This window comes from Candidatus Methylomirabilota bacterium (assembly GCA_035764725.1).
Lineage (GTDB): Bacteria > Methylomirabilota > Methylomirabilia > Rokubacteriales > CSP1-6 > DASRWT01.
This window is the reverse complement of the sequence record DASTYT010000015.1, coordinates 1-7874: the sequence shown is the minus strand read 5'-3', so window position 1 is coordinate 7874 and position 7874 is coordinate 1. Positions and strand designations below refer to the sequence as shown.

General features: G+C 70.2%; 9 protein-coding genes. 3 read left to right on the top strand and 6 right to left on the bottom strand.

Annotated elements, in window-relative coordinates; translation table 11 throughout:
- The 3 genes from VFX14_02225 to VFX14_02215 form a co-directional block, all read right to left on the bottom strand.
- Window positions 1–1049: DUF4139 domain-containing protein (locus VFX14_02225; GenBank protein ID HEU5188485.1), on the bottom strand; the 1049-nt coding region annotated here is incomplete at its 3' end.
- A gap of 97 nt (window positions 1050–1146) precedes the next feature.
- The gene (locus VFX14_02220) at window positions 1147–2184 is read right to left on the bottom strand and encodes a zf-HC2 domain-containing protein (GenBank protein ID HEU5188484.1); all 1038 of its coding nucleotides are present in this window, start codon (window positions 2182–2184) and stop codon (window positions 1147–1149) included.
- A complete protein-coding gene (locus VFX14_02215) occupies window positions 2181–2744 on the bottom strand; it encodes a sigma-70 family RNA polymerase sigma factor (protein ID HEU5188483.1) in 564 nt (187 codons plus the stop codon). Before VFX14_02215 ends, VFX14_02220 begins: the two co-directional genes overlap by 4 nt.
- 136 nt (window positions 2745–2880) lie before the next feature.
- Between VFX14_02215 and VFX14_02210 the strand changes: the two genes are divergently transcribed.
- The 3 genes from VFX14_02210 (at window position 2881) to VFX14_02200 (ending at window position 4543) form a co-directional block, all read left to right on the top strand.
- Window positions 2881–3078 carry a hypothetical protein gene (locus VFX14_02210; protein HEU5188482.1) on the top strand — a complete coding sequence of 66 codons (198 nt, stop codon included), beginning with the start codon at window positions 2881–2883 and terminating at the stop codon, window positions 3076–3078.
- Window positions 3079–3153: 75 nt separating this feature from the next.
- On the top strand, window positions 3154–4098 hold the full coding sequence (locus tag VFX14_02205) for a GntR family transcriptional regulator (GenBank protein HEU5188481.1): 945 nt from the start codon (window positions 3154–3156) through the stop codon (window positions 4096–4098).
- 1 nt (window position 4099) lies between these two features.
- A complete protein-coding gene (locus VFX14_02200) occupies window positions 4100–4543 on the top strand; it encodes a hypothetical protein (GenBank protein HEU5188480.1) in 444 nt (147 codons plus the stop codon).
- A 7-nt stretch (window positions 4544–4550) separates the two neighbouring features.
- On the opposite strand, the gene VFX14_02195 is transcribed toward VFX14_02200, so the two are convergent.
- The 3 genes from VFX14_02195 to VFX14_02185 all read right to left on the bottom strand — a co-directional run.
- Window positions 4551–6875: a xanthine dehydrogenase family protein molybdopterin-binding subunit gene (locus VFX14_02195; protein HEU5188479.1), complete on the bottom strand. Its 2325-nt coding sequence runs from the start codon at window positions 6873–6875 to the stop codon at window positions 4551–4553.
- A gap of 3 nt (window positions 6876–6878) precedes the next feature.
- Window positions 6879–7379 carry a (2Fe-2S)-binding protein gene (locus tag VFX14_02190; protein HEU5188478.1) on the bottom strand — a complete coding sequence of 167 codons (501 nt, stop codon included), beginning with the start codon at window positions 7377–7379 and terminating at the stop codon, window positions 6879–6881.
- Window positions 7380–7397: 18 nt separating this feature from the next.
- Window positions 7398–7874 (bottom strand): xanthine dehydrogenase family protein subunit M (locus VFX14_02185; GenBank protein ID HEU5188477.1); only part of this gene is annotated, 477 nt, incomplete at its 5' end.

The following is a 7874-nucleotide window of genomic DNA, read 5'->3' as shown; positions in this document are numbered from 1 at the left end:
ACGCGGACCTTGCCCTTGGGCAGCGGCAGGCCCAGGCGATTCTCCTTGCTGTTGCGGATCTCGACGTAGGCCGCGACCTTCTGGTTGGACACCGGCATCCCGTAGGCATTCCGGTAGTACTCCTGGGCGCCGTAGTAGATGAGCTCCTTCTTCACCGTCACGTCGGGGGCGGCCATCAGCGTGAGCTGCTTGGTCTGGTTGTCCTTGATGGTCGTGCGGCCGTCCAGCGTGTAGAGGTGGTATTCGAAGAGGCCTTCCTCGGCGAAGTCGCGGCTGGCCGCGGCGGGCGAAGCCGCCTTGGACGCGATCTCCATCATGCGACTCTCGCGGCGCCCGTCGCGGGCGCGATTGACGTCACCGGCGACGAGCTTGAGGGCCGCGTTGCCGTAGGTCGCGCCGCTCTTGTTGTCCACCGTCACCCAGCCGGTGAAGTCGCTGCGCGTGTCGGAGGCGTTGAGGACCATGACGTAGTCCGCCCGCCACGTGATACCCCCGGTGAGGTACGAGGCCTCCACCCGCTGCGGGCGATCCGCGCCGTTCCGGAGCATCCACACGAGGGTGGGCTGGGAGACGAGGTTCTCCGGCAGGGCGGGCAGCACCACACGGCCATAGTGCCCCAGGTGAATCTGCCCGTTGATGTCGTACACGGGGCCGTTGGTGGAAAGCAGCGTGGCCTCGACGTAGGTGCCGTCGTTGCCGTAGAGGCGCACGCGCTTCCCCACGTACTTCTCCAGAAGCTTGGCGCTCGAGACGAGGTCGTACTCGTAGTTCTGCTCGAGGATGCGCAGCCCCACCGGATCCGTGAGCGACTTGAGGCTCACGGTGGTGGGGTCGATCTGAGCCGCCACGTCCTTCCACTGCACGTCGCTGAGGCCGGCGGGCAGCCGCACCTCGCGCATGTCCTTCACGAGACCGAGATTGCCGTTGTAGATCGTCACCATCACGTCCTTCTGGCTGTCCCGCGTGATGGGCACGGGCGCTGCCGCCACCGCCATCTGCGCGGTGACGAACAGCGAGAGCATGACGAGGGCCGCGAGCTTCCGCTTCATGGGAACTGTCCTCCCCGGTCGATCCGGCGTTTGGGTGTTTCTGCTGTGTTGGACCGGGGAGGTCGGCGGAAGTTCCCGGCCAGGCGGGGCGGAACGGTCAGCGGGCGAGCAAGATTTGCAGGCGGATCTGTGGGGGCAAGGTGCTGGGATCACGGTCCCACGTCCAGCGGCCGATCCCATCGAGGCCGCGCGTGAAATCGGCCAGTGCGCCGCGCGGCACGATCATCTCAATGACGACTCCGTCGGCGGCGTCGCGGCGGAACGCCTCCGTGACGCCGAGCCGGCCACGCAGCTCGACCAGCGCGCGCTCCGCCGCCTCGCGATCGCCGACGGCGAGGCGCCCCGACGCATCCGGCGGCGCGAAGGTCCGCGCGGCCTCGGGTGCGGCCGTGGTCGCGCCCCCGAGTCGCTGGCGCCGTGGCTCCGGCTGGGTGGGCGTGGACTGGGGGGCAGGTGCGGGCTGGGCGGTGGACGCGGCCGGCGGCGCCTGCGCGTCCATCCGCGCTCCTCCCGTCTTCTTCTTCTCACCGAGGCTCTCGGCCTCGCGCGTCGACGCGGCCTTGTCCTTCAAGTCGGATTCCTTCGCCAGCGGCGCGGGCGCCGTGGGCGCCGACTCGAGCTTGGATTCGGCGCGATTCGCGTCCCTCGAAACGCCGCTGCTCGGAGGGGCCGCCGCAGGCGCCGGGGCTGCGGGCTTCGCGCGGGTGGACTCCTGAGCCGGTGGGGGTGCGGCGGGGGCGGGCGCGGGAGTCGAGGACGGCGCGGGCGCCTCGGAACGGGCGGCCTGCTGCAGCTCGGGCGTCTTCTGGAACACGTATACCGCGCCCAGCGCGACGATGACCAGCACCGCGGCCTCGAGCGGCAGCTTGAGACGCCACGGCTGCGTGAGCCCGCGCCAGGCGCGCACGTACCAGGGCGTGGGCCGCGTGGCGGCGAGCACGTGGTCGACGAAGCCCACCGGGGCGCGCTCCGCCGGGAGGGCGTGGAGCATTCCCAGCATCCGCGCGAGGCGCGCCAGCTCGGCCGAGCATTCCGCGCACCCGGCGAGATGCGCCTCCACGCGGGCGCGCTCCGCCGCCGGAAGCTCGCCGTCGAGCAGGGCCGAGTGCTGCTCCCGAATCTCCGTGCAGGTCATGTGAGATAGCGCTCCAGCTTGTCCTTGAGCTCGAGCCGCGCGCGATGCAGTCGCGAGCGCACGGTGCCGAGCTCGAGTCCCAGCGCCACGGCGATCTCATCGTAGGTCAGGCCCTCGAGGTCGCGCAGGACGACCACGACCCGCCGGTCCTCGGGCAGCTCGCCGATGGCTCGATGCAGCGCCGCCTCGCGCTCGCTCCGCTCGAGATCGCCGCCGGGCTGATCTTCCGACGGGCCCGGAAGCATCTCGAGCGCGTCCGAACGCCGACGGGCCATCCGGTGCTCCCCCGAGGCGAGGCGGTTGAGGCACAGACGAGAGGCGATCGCGTAGAGCCAGGTGGACAGGCGCGCGTCGCCCCGGAACTCGCCGAGCGCCCCATGGGCACGGAGAAAGGTCTCCTGGGCGACTTCCTCGGCCTCGGCGCGGCTGCCCATCATCCGGAGGGCCACGCCATAGATGCGGTGCTGGTAGGTTTTGACCATATCTTCAAAGGCTTGCGCATCGCCGGCCCGCAGGCGGGCGAGGAAGGTCTCGGACTCGCATGGACCCCCTCCACGCACAGTTAGACCATATCCTTCCTGGTCAGTTCCGGGATAACCAAAAAGAGGCGAGCAAGAGATTGACGCGACAGGTCATTAATGTCATACTGGCCTAGGACATTATTCAAACCGCTCATAGCCAATGGAGGCTGGTTCGATGAACACGCATGCGGAGGAGTGCTGGGCGCACGAGAAGCTGAGGGAGGCACGGGTGGAGGCGGCGAGGCAGAATCTGGTGAGCTCGCTGCGCGAGAGTCGCCCGTTCCGGGTGAGCCTGGGGCTGGCCCTGATCCGTACCGGTCGCTGGCTGGCGGGGCCCGCCCCGACAGCGCAGCCGAAGCGCCTCGCCGCCTAGAGCCGCGAGCCGGTGCCGCGAGAGTCCTCGCGCATCGCCCCGCCGTCGGGGCTTTGGGTGAACCGGCAGAGCAGCGTGCCGGTCCATGTCCAGCTGACGACCCAGGTCCGCCATCTCATCGAGACCGGGCATCTCAAGCCGGGCATGCAGCTGCCCACCGTGCGCCAGCTCGCGGGCTTTCTCCGGATCAACCGGAACACCGCGGCGCGCGCGCTGGCCGATCTCCTGAAGGATGGCTATCTCGAGGGCCGGCCCGGCCGCGGGACCTTCGTGGTGGAGCAGCCGACCGCCCGCCAGGGCCGGGCCGCGCGGAGCCTGGAGCGCCTGGTCGAGGAAACCACGGAGAAGGCGCGGCGCCTGGGATTCACCCACGAGGAGCTGCTCGCCACCGTCGCCGCGCGCGCGCCCCACGTGGGGCGCCGTCCGCGCACGCCGAAGCTTCGCGCGCTGCTCGTCGAATGCAACTGGGAGGAGCTGAACCGCTACCGCGAGACGCTCGAGGCGGAGCTCCCGCTCGCCGTCGATCGCGTGCTGGCGGACGAGCTGGCCCCGCGCATCGAGGGGGACCCGGCCTTCCTGGCGGGGTATAGGGTCGTCGTCACCACCTTCTTCCACATCCATGAGGTGAAAGCGGCGGTGCCTTCCGACGGGCCTCCGGTGGTCGCGCTCATGTCCGAGTCGAACATCTCCACCCTGCTCCGCCTGACCGAGTTGCCCCCCGGCACCACCGTGGGCCTCGTCTGCACGACGTCCACGGGGAGCCAGAATCTCCTGCGTTCGGTGCAGTCGGCGGGACTCACGCAGATCGCGCCGGTGCTCGCCTCCTCCGACGATCCCTGGTCCATCGGCCGCATGCTGGAGCTCACGCGCATCGTTCTCTGCTCCGAGCAGGGCGCCTCGCGGATCCGCAAGAGCCTGCCCCCCGACGTGGAGCTGATCGTCAACGACCGCACGCTCGACCGGGGTGGCCTCGAGCTCTTGCGCGACCTGGTGGCCCGCCTCGAGAGCGAGCCCGCCTGAGATGGCGCGGATCTCCGACGCGGACCCCGACCGCCTGGAGCCCGCGGTCAAGGCGGTGCTCGACGCGCAGGCCAAGCAGTGGGGCGCGCCCCTCCTGAACCATCGCGTGTATGCACGCCGGCCCACGATCTTCCGCGGCGCGCGCGCCATGTGGAGCGGCCTCGACGCCTCGGGGCTCCTCGACAAGCGCCTGGTGGCGCTGCTGAACCGGCGCGTGGCCAGCCTCAACTCCGAGGCCGAGCGCGTCGCGCTCGAGTACGCGGACGCGATGACCATCACGGGGCGCGACACGTCCGAGGAGCTCTTCGAACGGGTGCGCCGACACTACGCGGACGACGCGCTCGTGGAGCTCACCGCGGTGATCGCCTGGGAGAACTCATCCAGCAAGTTCAACCGGGCGATGCGCGTGCCTTCCCAGAAGCTCTGGCGCCCACGCGGAGCGTGAGCGGTCGCTAGCCGCCGTTCCCCTTGGCGGCCCTCGCCAGCGCGATGCGCTCCGGGGTCACCGGCAGCTCGGTGATCCGCACGCCCGCCGCATCCTCCACCGCGTTGGCGATGGCGGCCGGCGCCGGGACGATGGGCGGCTCGCCGACGCCGCGGGCGCCGAAGGGCCCCGAGGGCGACGGGACCTCCACGATGATGGTCTCGATGTTCGGCAGATCCGCGGCGGTGAGCTTGCGGTAGTCGAGCAGGCTCGGGTTCATGAGCCGGCCCGAGTCGTCGAACATGAGCCCCTCCGTCATGGCGATGCCGAGGCTCTGCACCGCGCCGCCCTGCATCTGGCCCTCCACGCCAAGGGGGTTGATGGCCTTGCCCACGTCCTGGATGACCACGAAGTCGTGGAGCGTGGTCTCGCCGGTGTCGGGATCCACCTCGACTCGCGCGATCTGGGCGGCGAAGCCGGGCGCCTGCTGGGAGAACGCCGGCGTGGCGGTGCCGAGCACGGGCGGCACTTTGGACATGTAGAGATTGCCCTTCTTGCCGATCGACGCCAGCGTGATCGACTTGTCCGGCGCGCCCTTGACCACGACCTTGTTGTCGCGGATCTCGAGGTCGTGAACGGAGGCTTCCATCTCCTTGGCCGCGATCTCGAACGTCTGCCTGCGCGCGTCCTCGGCCGCCTTCAGCACCGCGGAGCCCACGGTGTAGATCGTCTTGCTGCCCGCGGAGAGGCCGGTCAGGGGGGCGGAGTCGGTGTCGCCGGTGGTGATCTTCACCTGGTCGAAGTCCACCCCGAAGGCGGAGGCGGCAATCTGAGCCAGCGAGATGTTGGTGCCGGCGATGTCCACCTGCCCCGTCAGCACATTGAGTGAGCCATCGGGGTTGAGCCGGACCGTCGCGCTGGTGGGCTGGAGTCCGCCCAGCCAGCCGCCTAGAGCGAAGCCGGTGCCGCGGAGCCCCCGGCCGTCCTTGCCGCCGCTGGCCGCCCACTCTTTCCGCCCCTTCCAGATGGGATGCTCGCCGACCTTGGCCAGCACCTGCTTGGCCCCGTTGCTCTGCCAGGGTTGATTGTTCACCATCGGGTCGCCTTCCTGGATCAGATGCCGCATGCGGAACTCCAGCGGATCCAGCCCGAGCTCGCGCGCGATCTGCGACATGTGCGACTCGATGGCGAAGATGGTCTGGGGCGCGCCGGGCGCGCGATAGGCGGCGACGCTGGGCTTGTGGGTCAGCACCTCCATGCCCCGGATCTCGAATGCCGGCCACTTGTACATGCTCCCGAGGAACACCGCGCTCACCGCGAGCACGGTGCCCGAAAAGGCGCCGGTGTCGAGGATAGTGTCGGCCTCGAGGGCCAGCAGGGTTCCGTCGCGCTTGACCCCGGTCTTGAGCTTGATGATGACCTGGGGCGCGGGCATGCCCGCCTCCAGCTCTTCCTTCCGCGTCATCACGTAACGGACGGGCTTGCCGGTGACGCGCGCCAGCTCCGCCGTGATGGGCTCGCAGAGGGCGCGGATCTTGCCGCCGAAGCCGCCGCCGCACTCGACGGGAATCACCTTGATGCGGTTCTCCGGAATCTCCAGCACGTCGGCGACCTCGGAGCGCGTGTTGAACGAGCCTTGGGTGCTGGCCCAGAGCGTGAGATTGCCCACGGTGTCCCACTGCGCGAGCACGGCATGGGGCTCGAGGTATCCCTGATGCACCATGGGCACGCGATAGGTCTTCTCGAGGACATGGTCGGCCTCGGCGAAGCCCTTGGCCACGTCGCCCCGCTTGACCGTCGCCTGCTGCGAGATGTTGACGGCCTTGGCCGGCTTGGTCTCGGTGGAGGTGAGCGCCACCGCGGAGTGCGCGAGTGCTTCGCTGGTGTCGGCCTCCGTCCCGGCCTCCGCCACCGGCGGCGCGCCCGGCTGCATGGACTTGAGCGGATCCACCGCCACCGGCAGCACCTGGTACTCCACCTCGATGAGATCGAGGGCTTCCTCGGCGATGGCGAGCTCGTCGGCGGCCACCGCGGCCACGGGCTGGCCCGAGAAGACGACGCGGTCGATCGCGAGCACGGCGTGGGCGCGCGTGGGCGCCTTCTTCTTGAGCTGCGGCATGTCCTTGGCGATGATGACAGCGCGCACGCCCGGCAGAGCCTTGGCCTTGCTCGTGTCGATGCGCACGATCTTGGCGTGGGCGTGCGGGCTGCGGAGAAGCTTGGCGTGGAGCAGGCCGCGCGGCTGGATGTCGGCGACGTACAGCACCGCGCCGGTGACCTTCTCGCGGCCGTCGGCCCGCGGGATCGGATCCCCCACTCCCTTGATGTCGCGCGTGGTCTTCATCACGGACATGGCTTAGCCCTCCCGCCGCGCCGAGGCGCCCGCGGCCGAACCGGCGCCCGCGGCCTCAGTGATCGCGGCCAGCATCTTCGTGTAGCCCGTGCAGCGGCAGAGATTGCCGGCGATGCCGTAGCGGATCTCCTGCTCGGTGGCCTTGGGATTCTCGGCGAGCACCGCTGCGGCCGCCATCAGCACCCCGGGAATGCAGAACCCGCACTGGGGCACGCCGTGGCGCACGAAGGCGTCCTGGAGGGGGTGGAGCTGCCCGGTCTTGGCCAGGCCCTCGATCGTGCGGACAGAGCGACCGCGCGCCTGCATCGCGAGCATCAGGCAACTCGCAACCGGCTGGCCGTCGAGATGCACCGTGCACGCCCCGCAGTCGCCGGTGCCGCAGCCTTCCTTGGGGCCGGTGAGCCCCATGTCCTCGCGGAGGGCGTCCAGCAAGGTCGTGTAGGGGCGGACCAGCACTTCCACCGCCTCGTCGTTCACCGTGCAGCTCAGGACCTGCTTCTTCACTGGGTCTCCTTGGTAGGGTCAGGCGCTCGCGCGGGCGAGCGCCGTGGTGAGCGTGCGCCGGGTCAGCACCCGGGTAAGATGGCGGCGGAACTCCACGGAGCCCCGCTGGTCGGCAATGGGCTTGGCCGCGTTCACGGCGAGGCCAGCGGCGCGCTCGATGAGCTCGGGCGTCACTGCCTGACCCTGCAGGGCCTGCTCGGCGGCGGTCGCGCGCACCGGCGTCGGCGCGACCGCGGCCAGCGCGATGCGCGCCTTCGCGCACTTGCCGTCGCCACCCAGCATGAGCTGGGAGGCCACGCCCACCACCGCGATGTCCAGCTCGCGTCGCGGCGTGTGGCGGAGATACTGGCCCCCGCTGTGAGCGCCCGGATCGGGCACGACGAGCTCGACGAGCAGCTCGTCGGCGCCCAGCACGGTGCGGCGCACGCCGGTGAAGAATTCGGCGAGGGGGACGCGGCGGCGGCCCTTGGGCCCCGCGATGACTGCCACCGCGTC

Excerpts from the sequence above, each read along its gene's own strand:
- VFX14_02220 (HEU5188484.1), bottom strand. The coding sequence starts at position 2,184 with ATGACCTGCACGGAGATTCGGGAGCAGCACTCGGCCCTGCTCGACGGC.
- VFX14_02210 (HEU5188482.1), top strand. The coding sequence starts at position 2,881 with ATGAACACGCATGCGGAGGAGTGCTGGGCGCACGAGAAGCTGAGGGAG.
- VFX14_02200 (HEU5188480.1), top strand. The coding sequence starts at position 4,100 with ATGGCGCGGATCTCCGACGCGGACCCCGACCGCCTGGAGCCCGCGGTC.
- VFX14_02195 (HEU5188479.1), bottom strand. The coding sequence starts at position 6,875 with ATGTCCGTGATGAAGACCACGCGCGACATCAAGGGAGTGGGGGATCCG.